23 protein-coding genes are annotated in these 24000 nt (G+C 36.0%); 13 read left to right on the top strand and 10 right to left on the bottom strand.

The features are described 5' to 3' along the window. Window position 1: 1 nt before the first annotated feature. Window positions 2–871 carry a UDP-2,3-diacylglucosamine diphosphatase gene (locus ACJJVT_RS05885; protein ID WP_405397202.1) on the bottom strand — a complete coding sequence of 290 codons (870 nt, stop codon included), beginning with the start codon at window positions 869–871 and terminating at the stop codon, window positions 2–4. Window positions 872–1099: 228 nt separating this feature from the next. Between ACJJVT_RS05885 and aroC the strand changes: the two genes are divergently transcribed. Further along, the gene (gene aroC / locus ACJJVT_RS05880) at window positions 1100–2164 is read left to right on the top strand and encodes a chorismate synthase (protein WP_405397201.1); all 1065 of its coding nucleotides are present in this window, start codon (window positions 1100–1102) and stop codon (window positions 2162–2164) included. A 61-nt stretch (window positions 2165–2225) separates the two neighbouring features. Further along, entirely contained in the window at window positions 2226–3527 is a 1302-nt protein-coding gene (locus ACJJVT_RS05875) for a dicarboxylate/amino acid:cation symporter (RefSeq protein ID WP_405397199.1), read from the top strand. Between the two features lie 2 nt (window positions 3528–3529). Here the strand turns inward: ACJJVT_RS05875 and ACJJVT_RS05870 are convergent, their stop codons facing one another. From ACJJVT_RS05870 to ACJJVT_RS05860, 3 genes are all read right to left on the bottom strand, one after another. Then, a complete protein-coding gene (locus ACJJVT_RS05870) occupies window positions 3530–4642 on the bottom strand; it encodes a DUF748 domain-containing protein (protein WP_405397197.1) in 1113 nt (370 codons plus the stop codon). Between the two features lie 134 nt (window positions 4643–4776). Then, on the bottom strand, window positions 4777–5181 hold the full coding sequence (locus ACJJVT_RS05865; RefSeq protein WP_405397195.1) for a thiol-disulfide oxidoreductase DCC family protein: 405 nt from the start codon (window positions 5179–5181) through the stop codon (window positions 4777–4779). 159 nt (window positions 5182–5340) lie between these two features. Then, window positions 5341–7512 (bottom strand): endonuclease MutS2, encoded by a 2172-nt coding sequence (locus ACJJVT_RS05860; protein WP_405397193.1) that lies wholly within the window; start codon window positions 7510–7512, stop codon window positions 5341–5343. A 197-nt stretch (window positions 7513–7709) separates the two neighbouring features. Here ACJJVT_RS05860 and ACJJVT_RS05855 point away from each other — a divergent pair, with 197 nt between their 5' ends. Both ACJJVT_RS05855 and ACJJVT_RS05850 read left to right on the top strand, forming a co-directional pair. After that, on the top strand, window positions 7710–8375 hold the full coding sequence (locus tag ACJJVT_RS05855; protein WP_405397191.1) for a uracil-DNA glycosylase: 666 nt from the start codon (window positions 7710–7712) through the stop codon (window positions 8373–8375). A gap of 80 nt (window positions 8376–8455) precedes the next feature. Beyond that, entirely contained in the window at window positions 8456–8884 is a 429-nt protein-coding gene (locus ACJJVT_RS05850; protein WP_405397190.1) for a response regulator, read from the top strand. Window positions 8885–8887: 3 nt separating this feature from the next. Here ACJJVT_RS05850 and ACJJVT_RS05845 read toward each other — a convergent pair whose 3' ends face one another. From ACJJVT_RS05845 to ACJJVT_RS05820, 6 genes are all read right to left on the bottom strand, one after another. After that, a complete protein-coding gene (locus ACJJVT_RS05845; RefSeq protein ID WP_405397189.1) occupies window positions 8888–9733 on the bottom strand; it encodes a substrate-binding domain-containing protein in 846 nt (281 codons plus the stop codon). After that, entirely contained in the window at window positions 9720–11756 is a 2037-nt protein-coding gene (gene ppk1, locus ACJJVT_RS05840) for a polyphosphate kinase 1 (protein ID WP_405397188.1), read from the bottom strand. Before ppk1 ends, ACJJVT_RS05845 begins: the two co-directional genes overlap by 14 nt. Window positions 11757–11810: 54 nt before the next feature. Then, entirely contained in the window at window positions 11811–12677 is an 867-nt protein-coding gene (locus ACJJVT_RS05835; RefSeq protein WP_405397187.1) for a nucleoside phosphorylase, read from the bottom strand. 1 nt (window position 12678) lies between these two features. Next, window positions 12679–13611, bottom strand: a complete 933-nt coding sequence (locus tag ACJJVT_RS05830; RefSeq protein ID WP_405397186.1) for a DUF1835 domain-containing protein — start codon at window positions 13609–13611, stop codon at window positions 12679–12681. A 109-nt stretch (window positions 13612–13720) separates the two neighbouring features. After that, window positions 13721–14050 (bottom strand): translation initiation factor, encoded by a 330-nt coding sequence (locus ACJJVT_RS05825; RefSeq protein WP_405397184.1) that lies wholly within the window; start codon window positions 14048–14050, stop codon window positions 13721–13723. Between the two features lie 5 nt (window positions 14051–14055). Further along, window positions 14056–15006 carry an isopenicillin N synthase family dioxygenase gene (locus ACJJVT_RS05820; RefSeq protein WP_405397182.1) on the bottom strand — a complete coding sequence of 317 codons (951 nt, stop codon included), beginning with the start codon at window positions 15004–15006 and terminating at the stop codon, window positions 14056–14058. A 120-nt stretch (window positions 15007–15126) separates the two neighbouring features. Between ACJJVT_RS05820 and ACJJVT_RS05815 the strand changes: the two genes are divergently transcribed. The 9 genes from ACJJVT_RS05815 to ACJJVT_RS05775 all read left to right on the top strand — a co-directional run bounded on the left by ACJJVT_RS05815 (window position 15127) and on the right by ACJJVT_RS05775 (window position 23971). After that, window positions 15127–17103, top strand: a complete 1977-nt coding sequence (locus tag ACJJVT_RS05815; RefSeq protein WP_405397181.1) for a thiamine pyrophosphate-dependent enzyme — start codon at window positions 15127–15129, stop codon at window positions 17101–17103. A gap of 147 nt (window positions 17104–17250) precedes the next feature. Continuing rightward, window positions 17251–17730: a membrane lipoprotein lipid attachment site-containing protein gene (locus tag ACJJVT_RS05810; RefSeq protein ID WP_405397180.1), complete on the top strand. Its 480-nt coding sequence runs from the start codon at window positions 17251–17253 to the stop codon at window positions 17728–17730. 26 nt (window positions 17731–17756) lie between these two features. Beyond that, the gene (locus ACJJVT_RS05805) at window positions 17757–18449 is read left to right on the top strand and encodes an OmpA family protein (protein ID WP_405397179.1); all 693 of its coding nucleotides are present in this window, start codon (window positions 17757–17759) and stop codon (window positions 18447–18449) included. Window positions 18450–18530: 81 nt separating this feature from the next. Further along, on the top strand, window positions 18531–19652 hold the full coding sequence (locus tag ACJJVT_RS05800) for an NAD(P)/FAD-dependent oxidoreductase (RefSeq protein ID WP_405397178.1): 1122 nt from the start codon (window positions 18531–18533) through the stop codon (window positions 19650–19652). Next, window positions 19652–20359 carry a methyltransferase domain-containing protein gene (locus tag ACJJVT_RS05795; protein WP_405397177.1) on the top strand — a complete coding sequence of 236 codons (708 nt, stop codon included), beginning with the start codon at window positions 19652–19654 and terminating at the stop codon, window positions 20357–20359. Before ACJJVT_RS05800 ends, ACJJVT_RS05795 begins: the two co-directional genes overlap by 1 nt. Before the next feature lie 24 nt (window positions 20360–20383). Next, on the top strand, window positions 20384–21439 hold the full coding sequence (locus tag ACJJVT_RS05790) for a type III polyketide synthase (protein WP_405397176.1): 1056 nt from the start codon (window positions 20384–20386) through the stop codon (window positions 21437–21439). Window positions 21440–21457: 18 nt separating this feature from the next. Further along, window positions 21458–22240 (top strand): enoyl-ACP reductase, encoded by a 783-nt coding sequence (locus ACJJVT_RS05785; RefSeq protein ID WP_405397175.1) that lies wholly within the window; start codon window positions 21458–21460, stop codon window positions 22238–22240. 11 nt (window positions 22241–22251) lie between these two features. Beyond that, window positions 22252–22701, top strand: a complete 450-nt coding sequence (locus ACJJVT_RS05780) for a 3-hydroxyacyl-ACP dehydratase FabZ family protein (RefSeq protein ID WP_405397173.1) — start codon at window positions 22252–22254, stop codon at window positions 22699–22701. Beyond that, window positions 22694–23971, top strand: coding sequence for a beta-ketoacyl-[acyl-carrier-protein] synthase family protein (locus tag ACJJVT_RS05775; RefSeq protein WP_405397172.1), 1278 nt, complete (start codon window positions 22694–22696; stop codon window positions 23969–23971). The genes ACJJVT_RS05780 and ACJJVT_RS05775 overlap by 8 nt, the downstream gene beginning before the upstream one ends. Window positions 23972–24000: the final 29 nt, after the last annotated feature.

Raw genomic sequence — 24000 nt, 5'->3', positions numbered from 1 at the left:
ACTAATCTGTAAGTCCGTCTTTCTCTTTTTGATTATTTAATTCTCTTGTCTTTCGTTGTGTAATTGTTTCAATAAGCTCATTCATATTCATAGACTTAAGTTCTTCGTCCATGTAGAACGTAGCAAGCTTATCGTTTTCGTAACGGTAAAGTTTCCAACGTTTAAAAGAATATTCAAGGGCGGTCATGTGTTTTACCCAATCTCCAGAATTTAGGTAAAGACATTCTCCCTTCTTCGTTTCAAAAAGTTGTTTGTTCGGTGCATGGCTATGTCCGCATACAACATGGTCATAACGCTGTTTAATTGCCATTTTGGCTACGTTTTTCTCGAAAAGGGCTATTTGCTCAGGATCACGATCCCCATTTTCCAATTCCGGATTTGAGAAGGGTTTGTTCTTCTTGCCAAAAAGGTTCATCGTTTTGGTTTTGAGTTTTGCAAGTTTTAAGAGCAAGTCAAAACCTGTACCTCCATAATTTAAAAGCCATTGAGAGTGTCGAAATGAAAAATCGAAAATGTCTCCGTGAAAAAAAAGCGTATTTTTTCCGTTCAGTTTTAATGATAATCTATTAGAAACTTTTATTGCTCCCATATAAATCTCATCAATCTTACGAAAAGGTTCATCGCGGTTACCGGTGATATAGTGTACATCAGTACCTTTTGAAGCTAGTGAAAATATTTTCTTGACTACTTTTAAATGAGAAGGAGGAAAGTAATTGTTCCGCATTTTCTTAGCGTCTAGTATATCGCCATTAAGAATTAATATTTTTGGGTCAATACTAGATAGGTATGTTAGTAATTCTTCTGCATGACAGGCATAAGAACCTAAGTGAATATCAGAAAGCACAACTATTTCAAGACGTCGTTTTTTCAAGGGGATAAATTTTAGGACAAAATTAAACCTAATTGCATATGCAGTAGTTGCTTACTGGGTCAACAATTTTTAATCATAAGGTTAAATTATCATTATCACAAATGAGTAAGGTTAAGCTAATATTATGCGCTTTTAAAATTTTTCTTTCCAGCATTTAACATTTACCTTTGAAGTCGGTTGATTGGTAAGTATTGCAATCAGTATTATATCATTTAGAATGCATTTATTATGGCTGGAAATACCTTCGGAAATATATTTAGGGTAAGCACTTTTGGAGAATCTCACGGAAAAGCAATCGGAGGAGTTATAGATGGCTGTCCGTCAGAAATAGAATTAGATTTTGATGCCATACAAAATGATCTTAATCGTCGTAAACCAGGGCAATCAGCTATTGTTACTCAGAGAAAAGAGCCAGATGAAGTAGAGTTTTATTCTGGAATATTCGAAGGTAAAACTACAGGAACGCCAATTGGCTTTGCTATTCATAATACAAATCAAAAATCTAAGGATTACGGACACATAAAAGATTCGTACCGACCATCGCATGCAGATTATGTGTATGATAAGAAGTATGGTTTTAGAGATTACCGTGGTGGTGGTAGAAGTTCTGCTCGTGAAACGGCAAGTAGAGTAGTAGCCGGTGCTATTGCAAAGCAGTTTTTAAAAGGAATAGAAATTCAAGCATTTGTATCTCAAGTAGGAGATATGAATTTAGGTAAGCATTATACCGAATTAGATTTATCTTTAACAGAATCGAATGATGTACGTTGCCCGGATGTAGAAATGGCAGCAAAGATGGAAGATTATATCAAGTCCATTAAAAAAGACGGTGATACCATTGGCGGAGTTATTACCTGTGTAGCCAAAAATGTACCGATTGGTTTAGGAGAACCGGTTTTTGACAAACTTCATGCTGAATTAGGTAAGGCAATGTTATCTATAAATGCTGTAAAAGGCTTTGAGTATGGTAGCGGTTTTGAAGGTGTTAAGATGAAAGGCAGTGAACACAACGACCAATTTAATAATGACGGTTCTACAAAAACCAACTATAGTGGTGGTATTCAAGGCGGAATAAGTAACGGAATGGATATCTATTTCAACGTAGCTTTTAAGCCGGTTGCAACCGTAATTCAAGGCTACGAAACAATTGATAAAGAGGGTAATACCATTAAAACACAGGGTAAGGGTAGACATGATCCTTGCGTAGTACCTAGAGCAGTGCCTATAGTCGAAGCGATGACCGCATTGGTTTTGGCAGATTACACCCTATTAAACCGGTCTATTAAATTATAGGTTGCGTTTTTAGCACTTTTCCCTGCAAAATACTATCTTACTTCCCTAAACTAATTTATATATGAGGAAGCTTGAGTTGCATTGGCAAATTCTAATAGGAATGTTAGCGGGGGTTTTATTTGCTTTAGCCATGGTTCAATTAGAATGGGGACCAAAATTCATTTCAGATTGGATCAAGCCTTTTGGTAATATTTTCATCAACTCATTAAAGCTAATCGCCGTTCCGTTAATTTTAGGTTCATTGATTAAAGGAGTATCTGATTTAAAGGATATCTCTAAACTTTCTCAAATGGGTGGTCGTACTATAGGAATCTATATCGCCACCACAGTTATCGCGGTTACTATTGGTTTAGGTGTCGTAAACATTGTAAAACCAGGTGCTTCAATAAGTGAGGAAACACGTATTGAACTAGTTGAAAATTACAAAGGTGATGCAGATGCCATTAAAACAAAAGCAGATAAGCAAAAAGAAGCCGGACCTTTACAGGCTTTAGAAGACTTAGTGCCAAGTAATATTTTTGCGGCAGCTTCTGACAATGGCAATATGTTACAGGTTATATTCTTTGCCATTTTCTTTGGTATAGGTTTAATATTGATTCCAGAAGAACAGGCAACACCGGTTAAAAAGTTTTTTGATGGCTTCAATGAGGTAATTCTGAAAATGATAGACCTTATCATGTTAGCAGCACCATTTGGTGTTTTTGCATTATTAGCAGCTTTAGTGGTGGAATCACCTAGTTTAGATTTATTTAAGGCATTGGCATGGTACGCTTTCTGTGTTGTTTTGGGGCTATCGTTAATGTTAGGTGTATATCTACTTTTAGTTTGGGTGTTTACGAAAACATCTCCAAATACATTTATGAAAGGTATGTCTCCGGCTCAACTACTAGCATTTTCAACGAGTTCAAGCGCAGCTACCTTACCAGTAACCATGGAAAGGGTAGAAGAGCATTTAGGTGTAGACGAAGAGGTAACAAGTTTTGTGTTACCAATTGGTGCTACTATAAATATGGATGGTACTAGTTTGTATCAGGCTATTGCCGCAGTATTTATTGCACAAGCTTTTGGAATGGATTTAAGTTTGTCAGCGCAATTAGGAATTATAGTTACAGCAACCTTAGCTTCTATAGGTAGTGCTGCAGTTCCTGGAGCTGGTATGGTAATGTTAGTCATAGTTCTGGCGCAAGCAGGTATACCAGAGGCAGGCTTAGCATTAATATTTGCTGTAGATAGACCTTTGGATATGTGTAGAACGGTTATAAACGTATCTGGTGATGCAACCGTATCAATGATGGTAGCGAAATCTGTAGGCAAATTACATGAACCTAAAGTCAAGAATTGGGATGATAATTATAAAAAGTAAAATTATTTCTTTTTAGATTTTTTTTTATCCAATTTATCGGCACCTTCGGTGGCATCTTGATAATCAAGGTCGTCATCTGCAACGTTTTTATAGGCTTGAATCCATGCATTTCTAAATATTCTCGTTACTGTTGGCCAAATCTTTGTTTTTACGTTGTTTAAATCCCCTTCAACGGGTATTTTGGTAGCAAGGGTATCATTCTTGTGATTTTTGAGAACAAACTTAAAAAAGCCTACAAACCCTTCCCAAAGGGTTTTTAGAAATCCGTCGTCTTTACCTATTAGCTTTGCATTCTTTAAAATTGGTTTGAAAGAACCTTTCATGTAGCCATCGGCAATCGCTAGTTCTCCGAATAAATCGAAAGAACCTTCGTCAAAGTCAATACCAGCATAATAGTTGGTAAAGTCGTTAAGAGCCTTTGCATTTGCATTTTCTAGGCTAAAAGATAAATCCATATCGGGAATCTCCTTTACCAAATTCATATCGCCATCTAATACCATTTTTCCATTACCAATCGATGTTGCTGTTGCATGAATGTTAGAGGGCAATGTTCTTGTTTTTTCCACAACATTTCTAAGGTTAGACGCCGATAATTGTACGTTAGACAGGTTTAAGTCAATATTTGGGTCTGCTTGTAGTTGTAAAAAAGCGAATTTTCCATTTTCAATCGTCAGTTGGTTGATGTCGATAGGGACTAAATCAGTAAGGGCTTTTGACCAATCTTCGGTATTGGCTTGACCGGTAGTGTCTTGTTGATCTTCAAATACGTAAATTACTGTTGGTTCAGTCATTTCAATCTCACTGACGATTTTACCATTAAAAAGCGCATTCCATTCAATAGAGATATCAGTTTTCTTAAAATCTAGAAAGGGAATTTCGGTATTCGCATTTACGGTGTTTAAGTACATACCATGTATGGTATAGGCACCACGAATTATGGATAAGTCGATATCATCAACTTGACCATAATACCCGGGTATATCGGCGAGAACATTGTTTACATAGTTTTTTACAAGGTAGGGGAGCGATAAACGAATTATGATAAGTACTATTATAATAGTTACTGGTACTACATATCTTTTCTTCTTGTATCGTTTTCTTTTTACTTCGCTCATGTAATTCAATGTTTAATATAAACATCGAAAAGATAAGTTTTTGAATTATAAAAGCTTGAAGTAATAAGTGATAGGGATAAAAGTATTGGTGTAAGGATTAAAAATAGTTTAGCAGCGAAGTTTTATAAGAAATTTTAAATGAATTTGCTCTTTAGTTCTTCCGTAGGAATCATGCAAGCCTCCTTTTTACCGTACCATTTGTATCGATTTGCAGCAATAAAATCGTATACGATATTTCTGAAGGACTCTGGTAGCCATAGTAAAATAGAAGAAATAGTGCCCAGTCCTTTCAAATCTTTACCAATTTCGAGAGCAGCTGTTGATTTAGTGTAATAAGCAATGTTAGGCTCTATTAGAATAATGGAATCGATTTCATTAGTATCAATATTACGTTCATCTAATAACTTTTTTCCTGTTTCGCTTTGTATGGCAGCATATCTAAAAATATCATTTTCATCTCGTTTTATAGCAAACTGAACACTGCTGTTGCATAAGTTGCAAACACCATCAAAAAGAATGATTTTTTTATTTGAATTCACACTGTAAAATTAAAACAATAATTAATCAATATCTCACAACAGTTTTATAATAAAAATAGTAGTAATCATTCGAGAATAAGTTGAAATGAATACTATAGTCAGTATTAATAGCTTTAACTGAATCGTATACGATTTTTTATAACTAACTGTAATACAGTATTATTTTTTCCTTTCAACCATTTCTAGCTGGTCTACACTTACGTTTGTCGTAAATATGCCATAATTAACAATAGCCTTGCCTTTTTCAAGAGAATCAATGCTACCCACAGCTTTACCATCTAACATTCGAACACGGTCACCTATGTTGAAAACAGGTCTTGGTTTATTCTTTTCTTTAAAGATGGCTTTTTTCTTTTCCACCTTCTTTTTCTCACGAATAACCTTTACTTCTTTTTGAACTTCTTCGGCGACTTTTGCTTTTTTAACACGTTCGGCTTTGGCTTGATTAGCAGTCTTCTTCTTTCTTTTGCTATTCTCGGTTTCAACGATTCTCAATAACTCAGATACTAAAGGACGTTTCTTATTGTCTTGAAAATATTTGTCGGCAGCAACATTTACTTTGTTGCCCAATTGTATCATACGTTGGTCGTGGTCGTATAGCTCTTGGTAGTTCTCAAGTTTAGACTTGATTTTAGCATTTAGCTTTTCTAATCTTTCGTTTTCATCTCTTGCTTTAGACTCCTCTTCTTTTAATCTTGAGCCGGTTTCAGCCATTTTACTGCGCTCTTTCTGCAGTTTGGCAATGGTAGCATCGAAACGAACCTTGCCACGCTCTATTTTCTTCTTCGCTTTATTAATAAGCGAGTAGGGGATTCCGTTCTTCTGCGCCACCTCAAACGTAAATGAACTACCGGCTTGCCCTAAAATCAGTTGAAATGTAGGTTCTAGAGTTTTGCCATCAAAAAGCATATTGGCGTTGGTTACATGTGGTAATTCATTCGCCAATGCTTTTAGGTTTGCATAGTGTGTGGTAATAACGCCGTACGAACCTCTTTCATAAAAGACTTCTAAAAAGGCTTCTGCTAAAGCACCGCCTAATTCAGGATCACTACCAGTACCGAATTCATCGATTAGGAATAAAGTGTTATTGTCGCATCGCTTTAAGAATTGGTTCATGTTCTTTAAGCGGTAACTGTACGTACTTAAATGATTTTCAATACTTTGGTTATCTCCAATATCCGTTAAAATCTTTTTAAAGAAGCAAACTTCACTTCTTTCGTGAACGGGAATCAACATGCCGCTTTGAAGCATTATTTGAAGTAAACCAATAGTTTTCAACGTAATACTTTTACCGCCTGCGTTAGGTCCAGAAATTACGATAATTCTATTTTCTTCATGCAATTCAATGGTCTGCGGATATGTCTTTTCATTCTTGCGCTTATTGTTCAAAAACAATAGCGGATGGTATGCATCTCGCAAATACAATCTATTGTTTGAATTAATTCTAGGCAGTAGGGCATCAATATCTTCTGCGTGCTTAGCTTTTGCAGCAATAACGTCCACTTGAGTTAAAAAATCTTGATAATCGCTTAAAAGGGCTCTAAATGGTCTTATCTGATTCGTAAGCTGCTTAAGAATACGCTGTACTTCTTCTTTTTCTTCAAACTCTAAGTTATTAAGCTCTCTACTGTATTTCAAAGCAGCTTCAGGTTCTATGTAAACGATGCTTCCAGTCTTTGATGTGCCCATAACGGCACCCTTAACTTTCTTGCGATACATGGCTTTAACTGCTAAAACACGTCTGTTCTCAACAACAGATTCCCTAATCTCATCTAAATAATCAGATGCTTGGTAGGTATTCAAGGCAGAACCAAAGCTTTGACTGATTTTTCCGCGAACTGCGTTTATTTGCCTTCTGATCGTAAACAACTCATCAGATGCGTTGTCTTTTACTTCACCAAAACGATCGATGACATTGTTGATTAAAATCGGAATTTCAGCGTTCTGCTCCAGTTTCAAAGCAAAATCATGGAATAGCGGATAATACTCCCTGAACTTTTTAAAGAATTTTTGGTGTTGTGCAACAGTAGTGCAAATGCTTGCAATTCTTTTAAATCCCTGTAATTCTAAGGTTGTATTTTCAATCTTAAGAAGCTTTAGGTCAGCATTTATTGCATCGAAACCATGATTGGGAATACGGTTTTCACTAATGAGAGAAGATAGATATTCGGCTGTTTTGCCAAGTTCTACTTTAATAACTTCGTCAGTGATAAATGGTGCAATTTTTAATGCAGCTTCTTTACCTAATTCTGTATGACAACGCGCAGAAACTTGTTTTAATACAGAAGGAAATTCTAAGTCTTGTAATGTTTTGGAATGTATGTTAGCCACGTTATGTTTTAATGAGCTGCAAAGGTACGCATTGACAATGAAATTTTATAAATGAGTAAAGTGTCGGACTCATAAAATGCAGTGTAAATACTAATTATTAATTTATGTTGGGTGAAATTAACCATAGTTCTAGGAATTTGGGTATTGTCTTACAGCAGGGTTAACAGTAACTTTGATATATAAAAAGAATGAGCATCATGAATATTGATTTGGTTAAGAGTTGGAAAAATCAGTTGCAGTCAGAATTTGACAAACCCTATTTTAAAGATTTAATGCAATTTGTTAAACGTGAATATGAGGAGCATACGTGTTATCCGGAGTATGCTGATATATTTTCTGCTTTTAATCACTGTGAATTTGAAGACACCAAAGTGGTTATCATTGGTCAAGACCCATATCATGGTCCTGATCAAGCAAATGGTTTATGTTTTTCGGTAAAAGATGGTATTAAGCATCCTCCTTCACTAATCAATATTTTCAAAGAAATTGAGAGTGACCTAGGTATTCCTTACCCTGAAAGCGGTAATCTTGAACGTTGGGCTAAACAAGGCGTTCTGCTATTAAATGCTACGCTTACGGTAAGAGCTCATGAAGCCGGAAGCCATCAAAAGCAAGGTTGGGAAGTTTTTACAGATGCCGTGATTTCAAAACTATCAGAAAATAGCGCACACATCGTTTTTATGCTTTGGGGTGGTTATGCTAAGAAAAAGGCAAAACTTATCAATGCAGAGCGACATTATTTGTTGACATCCGGACACCCTTCGCCATTAAGTGCCAATCGCGGATATTGGTTCGGAAACAAACATTTTTCATCTTGTAATAAAATATTAGATGATTTAGGCAATAAAAACATAAGGTGGTAAGTTAGATATTTATTAAACACTTTTTATTTAGATTGCGCTTTGGGGCGCAATGTTAAATTCTAACTTAAATAACAGCTCAAATGGATAATTTAGAAAGGTTAAATACTATTTTATTAGTAGACGATGATGATGCGAGTAACTTCTTACATTCCATCTTTATCAATAAATTGGATATGGATGTGAATGTCAATTCTGCTCTTAACGGTCAAGAAGCTATAGACTTCATTCTTGGAAAAGGTCAAGAGCAATTAGAATTGCCATGTATGGTCATGTTAGATTTGAGAATGCCAGTAATGGACGGGTGGCAGTTTATGGATGCTTACGAAGAGTTGGTACCTAAAAAATTAAAAGATCAAATTACCATTGTTCTTGTTACCATAAGTGATAATAAAGAGGATAAAGTGCGCGCAACCGATAATAAGTATATCGCTGATTTTGCACAAAAACCACTTTCTGATGAAACTTTTAAAGCCTTAATTCAAAAGCATTACAGCTTAGCGGCTATCTAAATATCACTTTAGAATTTCAGAAACTGGAATTAATTTATCTATTAAATTAAGTTCCTTCAGCGTATTTTGAACTTTAATCAATGTAGATTCCGATAGTTGTTTTTGGCTCCATTCGGTAATTTGCAGCCATTCTTGTATGTCTTCTAATTTTTGATGGTACCGGTTTGCTAACGTAGAATCAATTCTCGGAATTTGTTTGAATTCAACCGTATACATGTTGATGATTTCAAGAATATGCTTTAATATGCCCTCATTTTCCTTCAAAAATGAATTAGTCCCGACTAAAACAAAACATGGCCATGGTGTAGGGCAATTTCCTAAATGCTTAAAAACACCACTATCCACAAGCGGCTTTGTTGTAAAACGCTCCCACATAAAATAATCTGCAGTGCCAGAAGACAAACCTTCAACGGCCCCATCGAGATTATTTATTAAATTAAATTTCAAATTATCAGTGTCCCAGCCCATATTTGTGGCTTGAACGTAAGACATTAGGTGGCTTCCGCTACCGTAACGACTAATTGCAGCTGTAGTGTCTTTTAAATCGCTAAGAGAGGTGTAAGCGCTATTCGCGTCTACATGAATTCCCCAAAGTAGGGGCGAGGCAATGTATTCTTGAATAATTTTCACTTGATTGCCTTCAGTTATGCTTTTTACGATCCCCTCGGTTAAGATAATAGCAAGGTCGGTATCCTCATTTTTAAGCATTTCGCTCATTCTACCAGTACCTTCAGGTACTTCTGTCCATTCTAAATTGATGCCTCTTTCTTTAAAAGCGCCTTCTTCTATAGCTAAATGCCACGGAAGGTTAAAATGTTCGGGTACACCAATAATCTTAACGGTTTTCATCTAATTTATTTTTAAGGTATTCGTAAATAGCATATTGTGAGCGTATATCATCTTGACCAGGAGCCTGAGCAACCTTTTTATTAGAGTTTTCTATATCTAACACACGTGCTTTTTGGTTGTCATTGAGCTGTAGCGTTAAAATATGTTTTAACTCATCAAAAATATCAGGGTCTAGAATAGGGGTCAACACCTCTATTCTTCTATCTAAGTTTCGGGTCATCCAATCTGCAGAACCAATATACATCAATTCATCTCCGCCATTTTCAAAGAGGTAAATTCTGCCATGTTCTAAATAACGATCTACAATACTGGTGATGAAAACATTGTCTTTCATTCCCTCGTTTGGATTGTCATTAGCAGTTAGATAGCAACAAAAACCTCTAACTATAAGTCTAACATCAACACCGGCATTCACAGCTCTGTATAAGGCCCTGATCATATCAGAATCTTCAAGACTGTTCATTTTAGCGGTAATGGCAGCTTTTTTACCTTCGCGAGCAGCATTAATCTCGTTCTGAATAAGATTTAAAAAGGTAATTCTTGTCGTAAAAGGCGATACCAATAAGCGTTTCAATTTTGGTACTATGATTTTTCTTTCCAATACCTGAAATACCTGACCCAAATCTTTCGTAATCTTCTTGTCAGCAGTAAAGAGTCCGTGATCACAGTAGATTTTAGAAGTTTTAGCATTGAAATTACCAGTGCCGATGTAGGCGTAGCGTTTTATTTTATCTTCTTCGTTACGGTAAACCATTGCTATTTTAGAATGCACCTTTACTTGCGGAATGCTAAAAATCACTTTGGCACCCTTTTCCTCGAAAATACGACCCCATTTAATATTGTTAGCCTCATCGAACCGAGCTTGGGCTTCAACAAATAGGGTGACTTTCTTGTTATTGTCTAATGCCGTTAAAATAGCATCTGCAAGAGAAGATGATTTTGCAATGCGATAAATAGTCATTTTTATTGCACTTACCTGAGGATTTGTAGCTGCGGCGGTCAAAAATTCTTCGACAACTTTAAAATCTTGATACGGAAAATGTACCAATCGGTCTTTTCTTGCAATACTTTCAAAGATATTCTTATTATAACTTAACTCTGGATGTGGTAAAGCTGGTTTTTCTTGGTATTGTAAGTGTTCTGTGCCTTTCGGAAGCGGAAAAGAAAAGAAGTCAGATAAATTGTGATATGCTCCGCCAGGTGATAAATCTACCGAACCCAACTTGAAGTCCGTCTTTAATGCATCTATTAACCAGCTAGGCATAGTTTCATCGTAAAGTAAACGGGTTGCCTGGCCGTATAAGCGCTTATCCAACGAATTATAAATTTTTTCAACTAATTCTAGGTCAGAGTAGTCATCTTCTAAATATAATTCGGCATCCCTAGAAAGTTTGATAGAGTAGCATGAATCAATTTCTTTGTTAGGTAATAACTTTTGAATGTTCAACCTAATAGCATCATCTAAATAGCAAAATTGATGTCCGTCGCCCGGCAAAGCCATAAAACGCTCTTGGTTTTCTGTCGGTATTTCAACAATACTGTATTTGTTACCTGAGTGTGTAACTGCTAAATAAAGCGCTCCATCGGTTAATGCTAAGTTTTCTTTATGTACAGAACAAAATTCTTCAATGCTTTCATCAAAAAGCGTTTCTAAGAATAGTTTTTGTTCGTTTGTAAAGTTAGATGTGTTGCGAACATATATACGATGTTCTTCAAGTTCAGAAAGGGTAGCTTTAATTACTTTACCGAACTCAATCTGTTGCTCATTGATTGTTTTTAATATGTGTTGTAACGTGCTATTTGCTTTAAACATTAGTTTCTTTCGAAACTTTTTGTCTAGATGTTTAATTTGGCGAAGTTGAGATACACGTACTTTAAAGTACTCATCTAAATTAGAAGAAAAAATAGCTAAGAATTTTAATCGTTCTAATAACGGCGTGTCTGTACTTTTAGCTTCAAGCAAAACGCGTTCATTGAAATAGAGCCAATTAATATCTCTATGCTTCAGGTTGTCTTTTTTCATGATAAGATTTGCGTAAAAATAAGCAGTACAATAGTAAATTATTGTAAATGTATGTTAAGCCAATCGTTTCAAGCAATATTCAATAAGATTATCGACAGATTCGGCAGGTGTAGCAGAAAATTCGCCGGTAGATCTATTTGCTACTACACAGTTTAATGATACTGCTTCATGACCTAATAGCTGTGCAAGTGCATAAATACCCGAGGTTTCCATCTCAAGATTGGTCAATTTTAAATCATTGTAACCGAATGTAGATAATTTCTCCATCAATTCCATTTGACTAGGTTTTATTCTCAAATGTCGCTGTTGTGGTCCGTAAAAGCCTGTGTTTGTTGCGGTGAATCCTAATCGTATACGATTATCGCTAAACAATTCTCCTAACTTTTCAGAATAAGAGAGTACATATGGTCTTGCTTTATTTGCATTCCAAGAAGTGTGGGCGATAAATTCATCTTCTATTTTTGGATAGTTGATTTCATCATGCTCATAGAAATGTAAAAGACCGTCAAAACCAATTGAATATTTACTGATCAAGAAAGAATCAATAGGAATATCTGGTTGTATGGCACCAGTAGTACCAATTCTTATAATATTTAAAGATGTATGATTTTCTTTAAGAGTTCTTGTTTTGAAATCGATGTTTACCAAAGCATCTAATTCGTTTAAAACGATATCGATGTTATCAGTACCGATTCCTGTAGAAATCACTGAAATACGTTTACCGTTCAAATGACCGGTATGTGTATGAAATTCACGCTTGCCCTTTTTAACCTCAATAGTATCAAAATGTTTAGATACCTGATGCACCCTATCTGGATCACCAACGGTTATAATGGTGGTTGCAATATCTTCTGGTAATAAGTTAAGATGGTAGATGCTACCATCTTCATTGATGATAAGCTCAGCAGGCTTTAGTTGCATGCTATAATTTTAAAATTCGGTTCGTAGAAGTGTTATAAAGAAAGTTGTACTTTAAAGCACCGCCTAAATAAACATCGTTTTCTTGAATGCAAGAATAATAACTCGTTTGACCATCTAAAATCTCTTTACCTTTTTTCGAAAGGCGAACAGGGTTTAGACTTGTAATCAAAGGTTTTAGCCTAGTAAGGGCACGGTCGTATTGCGTGTTAGAAAAACCTAAGTTGCCTTGGTTTTTCAGTAAAACATCAATGTATTCCTTTTTTGATTTCGGTTTCTTATCAATGGCAAGCTGTAGAATGGTATTTTCCATTTCATTTAAGCCATTGTTAATACTTGGAAAACGTTTTAAATGCGATTTTACGGCATCACCAAGATAATCGAATTGGTAATCGTTAAAATCGGTAAGGTTTTCTAAACGTATCGGATTATTGCTGCAGTACAATTGCCAAACATAATCAGCATACTCAGTATCATCTTGTGTTAATACCTTTTTATTCTTGTATAAACCTAATAATTGATCGTTGGTAAGCTCATTAAGGCTGTACATTTTATCGGTACCATCTTCTTTACCACTGCACACTAAAGATATTTGAGCATATTTTCTGTGTGTTAATAGCCAGCTAATAACGGCAAGCATATTTACCTGACAAAAAAGATCATACTCGAACCAAAGAACGATATGATCTTGTTGTTTATGGTTACAAAGAGACCTATATTCTTTAAGGGTCTTTTCGATAAACCAAGATTTTGAAACTTTATAGTTTTTATGGAGAAACTCGAAACGAGCTTTCCAAAATGTTTCTGAACCGACATTAGGTAGTGTTTGTCCTTCACATAGCATTTCGCGCCAAGTGATGACATCGCCATCTAAGTTTAATTTTTGAAGACGTTCGGTGAAAACATCTCCATTGGTAATGTGCAAGAGAGAACTCATACCAGGATTGATTTTAGTTTGATTAGATTAAAAATAATACTAATAACAACGTTATAAAATTATTTAACAGAAAACAAATGGAACTTTCAAGGTAGTGATTTTTACTAAATTATCCGCCTACACGTTTAACAGAGAAGCCTTTATCTTTCAATATTGCCATAATTTTGTCTCTGTAATCGCCTTGAATAATAATTTTACCTTCTTTAAAACTACCGCCAACGCTCAATTTGGTCTTTAATTCTTTGGCTAATTTCTTAAAATCTTCATCGGCACCAGTGTATCCTTCTAGAATTGTAATTGGTTTACCCTTTCGCTTTTCGTACTTGCAAATGATAGGGTCATCTTGAAGCCAAATAGCATTATCCGCTTTTTTTTCAACGGGAGTTTCTTCTGGTTCGTGCTCTGGAAATAGATTTTTTAACTGGTCTTTAAGATCCATATAGACTATTTTTTGATTAATCCTAAATCGATTAATCTTTCATGTAAAAATTCACCAGCAGTAATGTCTGAATACAATTTAGGGTGTTCATCATCTATACAGTTCTCTAAACAGTTTAAAGACATTTCACTCACTGGATGCATAAAAAATGGAACGGAGTATCTTGAAGTCCCCCATAATTCTCTTGGTGGGTTCACCACCTGGTGTATCGTAGATAACAATTTGTTATTAGTAAGGCGAGATAGCATATCACCTACATTGATCATTAATTGATCAGGTCTTGCAATAGCATCTACCCATTCGCCATCATGGTTTTGAACCTGAAGTCCTTTACCATGCGCTCCCATTAACAAGGTAATTAAGTTAATATCGCCATGCGCTGCAGCTCGCACTGCGTTTTTAGGTTCTGAAGTTATAGGTGGATAATGTATAGGACGTAAAATTGAATTTCCATTTTTAATATAATTGTCAAAATAGAATTCATCTAAATTTAAATGTAAAGCTAGCGCGCGTAACACGTATCTCGCTGTTTTCTCTAGCATTTTATAGGTTTCCTTTCCTACTTTATTAAATTCAGGTAATTCTTTAACCATTACATTGGCAGGATATTCCTTTTCCAGCTCATCATTATCCTCAACATATTGTCCGAAATGCCAAAACTCTTTTAAATCGCCTTCTTTTCTGCCTTTAGCATGTTCTTTACCGAATGAGGTGTAACCACGTTGACCACCAATACCTTCAATCTGGTATCCGTCTTTTACATCCTCTGGTAAATCGAAGAATTCTTTAATATCACTATATAGGGTATCTACTAATTCTTCAGACAAAAAATGTCCGCTTAAAGCAACAAATCCGATTTCTTCAAAGGCTTTTCCAATTTCATTAATAAACTTCTGTTTTCTTTTTGGGTCTTCCGAAAGAAAATCCGACAAATCAACACTAGGTACTAAGCTCATATTATAAAGATTTTACGTAAAATTAATAATTATTGTCGATTTAATAGCGTTGTTGTATTCTATACTTTCTAGATACATTTTTGTTACATTTATAATTTAATATCCAAAACTGACTAATCAATGAATTATACCGATTTTAAAGTAGCTAAAGATGTTAAGTTAAAGCTTTATAAATCAATGCTTAAACCTCGAATGGTAGAGGAGAAAATGTTGATTCTTTTACGACAAGGTAAAATCTCTAAATGGTTTAGTGGTATTGGTCAAGAGGCAATATCTGTTGGTGTTACTGCTGCCTTAAACAGCGATGAGTACATTTTACCTATGCATAGAAACTTAGGTGTTTTTACAACAAGAGATTTGCCGTTGTATAGGTTATTTACGCAATGGCAAGGAAAAGCAAGCGGATTCACCCAAGGTCGCGATCGTAGCTTTCATTTTGGTACTCAAGAGTTTAAGATTGTAGGTATGATATCTCATTTGGGTCCGCAATTAGGTGTTGCAGATGGTATAGCCCTAGCACATAAATTAAAAAATGAAAAGAAGGTAACCGCTGTTTTTACAGGAGAAGGAGCCACAAGTGAAGGTGATTTTCATGAAGCTTTGAATGTAGCTTCAGTTTGGAGTTTACCCGTGCTTTTCTGTGTTGAGAACAATGGCTACGGATTATCAACACCTACCAACGAACAGTTTAAATGTGAGAACATCGCAGATAAGGGAGTTGGCTACGGTATGGAATCGCATATCATTGATGGTAATAACATTCTCGAAGTGTATTTCAAAGTAGCTCATTTAGTTAGGGATATGAGAATTAACCCGAGACCGATCTTGTTAGAATTTAAGACTTTTCGCATGCGCGGACACGAAGAAGCTAGTGGAACAAAATATGTGCCTCAAGAGCTTTTAGATACCTGGGCAGAGAAAGATCCATTAGAAAATTTCACACAATATTTATTAGGTAAGAACATCTTGACAGATGAAAGTATAGCTAAATATAAAGCAGATATTCAATCTGAAATCGACGAACATTTAAAAATAGCGTTTGCCGAAGAGGCAATTATACCTGATCAAAGCAAAGAATTAAGTGAGGTTTATCAAAAATTTGATTTAAAAGAAGTTGAGCCAAGTAAATTTATCACTAATATTCGTTTGGTAGATGCTATATCTGAAGGATTAAGGCAGTCAATGAAGAAATTTGACAACCTCGTTATCATGGGGCAAGATGTTGCCGAGTATGGTGGTGTCTTCAAAATTACTGATGGCTTTGTTAATGATTTCGGTAAAGAGCGTGTTCGTAATACGCCTATATGTGAATCGGCAATTGTATCTGCTGCAATGGGCTTATCTATAAACGGAATGAAGGCTGTTATGGAAATGCAATTTGCAGATTTTGCAAGTAGTGGTTTTAATCCCATAGTAAATTATTTAGCTAAAAGTTATTATAGATGGGGAGAGAATGCAGATGTTGTAATTCGTATGCCTTGCGGTGGCGGAGTATCTGCTGGTCCGTTTCACTCACAGACAAATGAGGCATGGTTTACCAAAACTCCCGGTTTAAAAGTAGTATACCCAGCATTTCCGTATGATGCAAAAGGCTTATTGGCAACTTCGATAGAAGATCCAAATCCGGTATTGTTTTTTGAACATAAAGGTTTGTATAGAAGTTTGTATCAAGAAGTGCCCGTTGATTATTATACCTTACCATTAGGGAAAGCTAGTCTTTTGAAGCAAGGTGATCAAATAACCATTGTATCTTATGGTGCAGGCGTTCATTGGGCTTTAGAAACATTAAAAAAGAATACAGAAATACGTGCAGATCTATTAGATTTAAGAACGTTACAACCATTAGATGTCAAAGCAATTTACGATTCGGTAAAGCGAACAGGTAAGCTAATTATATTACAAGAAGACAGTCTATTTGGTGGCATCGCTAGTGATATTTCAGCAATGGTGATGGAAAATTGTTTTGAGTATTTAGATAGCCCCATAAAAAGAGTAGGTAGTTTAGAGACTCCGATCCCTTTTAACACAAAGCTTGAAGAGCAATACCTGGCAAAGTCTAGGTTTGAATCTGATTTAAAAGAACTTATCGCATATTAAGTAAATCCGTTAAGAAATATGTTAAAAGAGGTAATAGGTATTTATATTTAGCAGCATCTTTGCAATGTTATTTGGTCGAATAAATAGAATTAATCCATCCAAAAAATAACAAGCAACGTATATAGATCAAACCTAAATTTTTTACTTATGAAAAAAATAATTTTACTATTTAGTATTGTACTTTTTGTAACCTCATGTTCAGTGTCTAAAGATGCTCGAGGAAAAAGAAATTTACTAAGTGGCACATGGACTTTAAATGATGTTTCCTTTGAAGGTAATACCGGTAATGTAAAAGCGGTATTATTTAATGACGTAGAAGATATATGTCTAGAAGGCAGCGAGTGGTTCTTTCGTGACAACAATAGTACTGGGAGATACACAATAAACCAATCTACATTTTGTACTGGTGGTGACCGTTATATAAGATGGTCTGTTGTAGAACGTGAAGAAAACTACACAAGCCAGTTACAGTTCAAATCTATCAACGAAAAAAATCAAGATATTTCTGGAGGTGCCGGTTATCGTTTAAATATTGAAAACCTTACCGAAACAGCTATGACATTAAAATCTAATGTTATGGTAGAAGGTGCGCCAATTAATGTTGTTTACCAATTCAGTAAAAAATAAACCTACTTAAAATTTAAAATAAGCATATGAAAACAATGATATTACGCAGAACAAGTTACATTCTAGCTCTTGCCTTGGTAATGAGCTGTAGTACTGTTAAAAACGCAAATAAAACACAAAAAGGTGCCGTAATAGGTGCTTCAGGAGGTGCCGTAATCGGTGGAATCTTGGGGAATAATGTTGGTAGCGGTAATAATACGGCTCTTGGTGCCATTTTAGGTGCTGCAATAGGTGGTGCTGCCGGTGGTTATATTGGAAATAGAATGGACCGTCAAGCAGAACGTATTGAAGAAGAAATACCTGGTGCAGAAGTAAAGCGTGTTGGTGAAGGTATTAATGTAACATTTAACGAAGAAGCTGGTGTGTATTTCGATACCAATAAATCTAATGTTCAAGGTACATCTGCAGTTACTCTAGATAAACTAGTAAGTATTTTTAAAGAATATCCTCAATCTAATATTTTAGTTGAAGGTCATACCGATAGTGCAGGTGCTGAGGAGTATAATTTAAACTTATCTAAGCAAAGAGCAGAATCTGTTACGAGCTATTTAATAAGTCAAGGTATAGATGCTAGTCGTTTTGATACCAAGTGGTATGGTGAAACACAACCAGTAGGTGACAATACAACTACAGCTGGTAAAGCTAAGAATAGACGTGTTGAGCTAGCGATCGTTGCTAGTGAGTCTTTAAAACAAGAAGCACAAACACAAACGAACTAAGAGATACAAATTTTAGTATTGAGTTAAAATAAAAGCCCTGCACTTGCAGGGCTTTTTTGTTTTTGGTGTAACTTCCATGCAGTGAAAGAACACGGCATACTTATTATTGGAGGTGGACTAGCGGGTTTGACTGCTGCTATTCATTTGGCTTCAGAAGGATTGGATGTTGCTGTGATTGAAATGCAGCAATACCCGCATCATAAAGTATGTGGCGAATATGTGTCTAAAGAAATTGATCCGTATTTAAAACGGTTAGGAGTAGACCTAAAGGTTGCAGGAGCTAAAGATATTTCACAATTTCAAATAAGTACAGAAGACGGGTTTATCGTTGAGACCGATTTACCATTAGGTGGATTCGGCATAAGTAGATATGCGCTTGATAATTTGCTATTTGAACGAGCAAAGGAGCTTGGCGTTGTTTTTTACTTTGAGAAGGTCATAGCAACCGCATTCAAGAATGATATTTTCACTATTACAACCAAGTCTAATAGCTATTCTTCTAAAATAGCCATGGGAGCTTATGGTAAACGATCAGTCTTAGATAAAAATTTAGATAGGGCATTCAGTAAGAAAAAACAATCGTGGCTGGCGGTAAAGGCACATTATGAGTTTGAAGATTTTCAAGAAGACCTAGTGACGCTACACAATTTTAATGGCGGTTATGGCGGACTCTCAAAAACGGAAACTGGAGTGGTGAATTTCTGTTATCTAGTAAATTATGAAAGTTTTAAAAAATATAAAGATGTTCAAAGTTTCAATGCTGCAGTAGTAGCAGAAAATCCATTTTTAAAACAGTTTTTATCAAATGCAAGTCCTGTTTTTGAACAACCTATGACCATTGCCCAAATTGCCTTTGATCAGAAAGATAATGTCGTTGACCACATGCTTATGTGTGGCGATACTGCAGGTCTTATTCATCCACTTTGTGGTAATGGTATGGCAATGGCTATTCATAGCGCTAAGATTGCTTCTGAACTAATATCAAAATATATTAGGGAATCAGATTACAAACGTAGCGACCTAGAACACGATTATAAAAAGGCGTGGTCAAAAGCTTTTAGTGCTCGTTTATGGTTTGGTAGAAAATTACAGTCCGTATTAATGAATAAAAGATTAGTTTCAATGGGAATTAAATCTGTCGGAAAATCAAAATCAATATTGAAGTTTATTATTTCTAAAACCCATGGAGAATTAATATCGTAATGGTAGATTTTACACAAAGAAGTAGCGAAGTGGAGATCATGGATACCTTTTCTGGTACGACTAATGAGCTAGAAACCATTCTGCAAGACATCAATAGGGTAAATAGGCTACTTGGGGGTTATGGTATCACCTTAGACGCTGTATTTAAGTTACTTGAAAAAAATAAACAAGAATCGTATACGATTTTAGATATGGGTTGCGCCGAAGGAACCATGCTTAGAAAGCTGGCGTTGGCTGCTAGAAAGAAGAATATAAAACTCAAATTGATTGGAGTAGATTTTAACGAACAAGGATTGCAATTAGCGCAACAATATTCATCTGATTACCCTGAAATTAGTTACTTGAATACCGATATTTTAAAAACTGATTTTTCTGAATGGAATGTTGATGTGGTTATGACGACATTAACCTTGCATCATTTTACAGATGAAGGAGTTGTCGAGTTTGTAAATCGCTTTGTAGAAATAGCAAACTTGGGTGTAGTAATTAATGATTTAGAACGGAGCCCCGTTGCCTATTACTTGTTCAAAGTATTTAGTTTGTTTTTTATCAAAACTGAAATTGCCAAGAAAGACGGATTATTATCTATCCGTAGGGCATTTATAAAGAAAGAATTATTGCATTTCGCTGATAAAGTTACCAATGCGTCGCATCATATTAAATGGAAATGGGCTTTTAGATATGCATGGGTTTTACAAAAGAAATAAGTAGATTGAAGATTAAGAGCAACTATGAATCATACAAGAATTGTTAGTGTTACGAAAGAATTGCCACCGTATTCAAAAGATACCAAGGATATTATTCCCCTTGTTGAACTTTGGTTGAGCGGTCAAGAGGAGCGTTTTTCACGAAAGGTCGTTAAGATATTTGAAGGTGCTGCAGTAGACAAGCGATATTCTATTATGCCACCAGAAGATGTATTTGTAACCACTTCTTTTGAGGATAAAAACAAGATTTATAGTGAAGAAGCCAAGCGAATGGGTACGAACGTACTTCGAAACGCGCTACAAAAAAGTAATTGGAATGCTTCTTCAATCGATTATATCATTACTGTTAGCTGTACTGGTATTATGATTCCTTCTTTAGATGCTTATTTGATTAATGAGTTGGGTATGCGTCAAGATGTGGTAAGGCTTCCGGTGACTGAAATGGGTTGCGCTGCAGGAGTCTCAGGTCTTATATATGCGCACAACTTTTTAAAATCAAATCCTGGTAAGCGTATTGCTTTGGTTGCTGTTGAGGGTCCCACTGCAACATTTCAACTAGAAGATTATTCGATGGCCAACATGGTGAGTGCTGCAATATTTGGAGATGGTGCGGCTTGTGTGCTATTATCGTCAGAAGAAGATGCTGTTGGTCCGAAGATAATAGGGGAAGAAATGTATCATTTTAAAGATGCTACCGAAATGATGGGTTTTGATTTAACCAATCACGGATTAAAAATGATTCTTGATCCGGCTGTACCTGAAACGATAGCTAATCATTTTGCAGAAATCGTACATCCGTTTTTAGAAAAATATGGTAGTGATATTCAGAATGTTGATCATTTAATATTTCATCCCGGAGGAAAGAAAATAGTGCAAACCGTAGAATCACTTTTTGGTGCTTTAGGTAAGAATATTGACGATACCAGAGAGGTATTACGACTTTATGGGAATATGAGTAGTGCTACTGTTTTATACGTGTTAGAGCGTTTTTTAGAAAAAGAAATAGCAGCAGGCGAACAGGGGCTGATACTGAGTTTTGGTCCCGGTTTCTCGGCACAACGCGTATTAATAGAATGGTAGTATAATCAAAGAACAACTATGAAAAATACCTATTGGGCTTTAATATTGGGAGGAAGTAGCGGACTCGGACTCGCTACCGCTAAGAAATTGGCTAGTCACGGTTACCATATTTTAATCATGCACCGAGATCGACGTGCAGCCATGGATGAGATTGAAAAAGGATTCGATGAAATTCGTGCCTTTGGTAATCAATTAATAGCGATGAATGTAGATGTATTGAATGCTGAAAAACGAGCAGATATCATTTCTAATATTCAGCAACAGTTACCAGAAGGTCATCAAATAAAAGTATTGGTACATAGTGTCGCAAAAGGAACGCTTAAGCCTATGTATTCAGAAAGTAGACCAACCTTGGTCGACACCGATTTTAGAATCACTTTCGATGCCATGGCGTTGAGTTTGTACGATTGGACAAAAGCACTGGTTACGGCAAATTTATTTGCAGATGATACACGTATAGTTTCATTTACAAGCGAAGGAAATACCAAAGCATTACCAAATTATAGTGCCGTTTCGGTGGCTAAAGTAGCTTTAGAAGCATTGACCAGAAGTATTGCATTGGAATTTGCACCAATCGGTATAAAAGCAAACTGTATACAGGCAGGTATCACGATGACCAAATCGTTATCTATGATTCCCGGTTACGAGCAGATTAAAGAAAATGCGCTAAAAAGAAATCCACAGAATCGCTTAACTACTCCCGAAGACGTAGCAAATGCAGTGTATTTATTAACGATGGATGAAGCAAGTTGGATTACGGGAACTGTTATAAAAGTTGATGGCGGCGAAAGTTTGATGTAATAAGGAAGATGATGAAAAAATCTTATAATTGGATATTGAAGCAACTACCATATTCAGAGCCTTTTCTATTTGTGGAAGAAATTCTGAATATTAATGATAAAGGAGCTGAAGGTAATTATACGTTTTCATCAGATGCGGATTTTTACAAAGGGCACTTCAAGAATAATCCCGTAACACCGGGAGTGATCTTAACGGAATGTTGCGCACAAATTGGCTTGGTCTGTTTAGGTATTTATTTATTAGGTCAAAAGACCGAACTACAAAATATAGGCATTGGTATGAGTAGTTCTCAAATGGAATTTCTGCAACCCGTATTTCCTGGAGAACGGGTCAAGGTAGTTTCTGAATTGGTATATTTTAGGTTTCAAAAGCTAAAATGTGAAGTGAAAATGTATAATGAAGATGATAAATTGGTCTGTAAGGGAGTTTTGGCAGGCATGATAGGTATAGTGAATGAATAGACGCGTAGTTATTACAGGCTTAGGAGTATGTGCGCCAAATGGTGTAGGTCTCACCGATTTTACAAATGCATTGTTAGAGGGTAAAAGCGGACTTCGACATCAACCAAATCTAGAGAAGCTAGATTTTGGGTGTCAGGTTGCTGGTGAACCTTTAGTGAAAGATAAGCTCATAGATAATTATTTTACCCCGTTAGAACGCAGAGGATTAAATGCTACCGGAATTGTATACGGAGTAATTGCCGGTATAGATGCTTGGAAAGATGCCGGATTAGAAAAAAACACAACCGATGAACCTAGCTGGGATCGCGGAATCATTTTTGGTACCGGAATTTTAGGCGTCGATAAGTTTAGGGAAGCCATTCATTTAATAGATGAAGGAAATGTACGTAGACTTGGTAGTACTTCGGTAATACAGACCATGGCAAGCGGCATAAGTGCCTATTTAGGCGGATTATTAGGTTGTGGAAATCAAGTCACAACAAATTCCGCAGCATGTACAACAGGTACAGAAGGTATACTAATGGCGTACGACCGCATTAGTCAGGGTAAGGCAGAAATCATGTTGACCGGTAGTTGTAGTGATAGTGGTCCGTATGTATGGGGCGGTTTTGATGCCATGCGAATTCTGCCAAGAGGTTATAATGACAATCCGACGAAAGCAAGTAGACCCATGAGTGCCACTGCAGCCGGATTCATACCTGGTAGTGGAGCAGGAGCATTGGTGTTGGAGTCCTTAGAAAGTGCACAAAAACGAGGTGCACATATATATGCTGAAGTATTGGGAGGTGAAATTAATAGCGGCGGACAGTTAGGCGAAGGATCTATGACCGCACCAAATAGTATGGCAGTACAACGTTGTATACGAAATGCCGTGACTAATGCAGGTATTGAAGCCTCGGATATTGATGTCATTAACGGACATTTGACTGCAACAACCAAAGACGGACTAGAAATAGAAAACTGGAGCAAAGCGCTAGGAAGAGCACATGACGATTTTCCGTATATCAATTCATTTAAAGGTTCGGTAGGTCATTGTTTGGCAGCGGCTGGTAGTATTGAAAGTGTTGCTACGGTATTGCAGTTTAAAGAGCAGGTAGTGTTTAAGAATGTGAACTGTGACGATATTCATCCAGAGATTTCTAAAATGATTTCAGAATCTTGTATTCCGAGGGAAACAAAAAATCATGCCCCGAAAGTAATCGCAAAAGCAAGTTTCGGATTCGGAGATGTAAATGCTTGTGTTATATTTAAGTCGTTTTTAAAAGAATAATTAAAACTATAATAATACCAAAGAGTATT

The organism is Maribacter sp. Asnod2-G09, assembly GCF_045063795.1.
Taxonomy (GTDB): Bacteria; Bacteroidota; Bacteroidia; order Flavobacteriales; family Flavobacteriaceae; genus Maribacter.
The sequence above is the reverse complement of the archived record's forward strand: the minus strand, read 5'-3'. Positions and strand labels throughout refer to the sequence as shown.